The organism is Streptomyces sp. NK08204 (assembly GCF_020400585.1).
Classification (GTDB): Bacteria; Actinomycetota; Actinomycetes; order Streptomycetales; family Streptomycetaceae; genus Streptomyces.
The window spans coordinates 1-258 of record NZ_JAINVF010000110.1 but is presented as its reverse complement, the minus strand read 5'-3'; the positions used below and the strand labels follow the sequence as shown (position 1 = coordinate 258).

The 258-nt window shown below is 71.7% G+C and carries 1 protein-coding gene; it reads right to left on the bottom strand.

Translation table 11 applies throughout. The features are described 5' to 3' along the window. Positions 1–237, bottom strand: a 237-nt coding sequence (locus tag K7G59_RS34535) for a hypothetical protein (protein ID WP_225840701.1), incomplete at its 3' end; no start/stop codon positions are given. Positions 238–258 lie beyond the last annotated feature (21 nt).

Genomic DNA, 258 nt, shown 5'->3' with positions numbered 1-258 from the left:
GTCCCGCGCCAGCACCACCGCACGCCGCTCGAACACCGACCGCGACGACACCAACGAGAACGCCACATCACCTATGTGGGAGCCACCGCCCGCAACAGGCAGCAGACGCCCCGCCTGCGCCCGCAGCGCATCCTCCGACTTCGCCGACAGCACCCACGGCACGACCGCCCCCGGCACCACCGGCTCGGCAGCCTCCACCGGCGCCTCAACCACCTCGGGTGCCTGCTCCAGGATCACGTGCGCGTTCGTCCCGCTGAT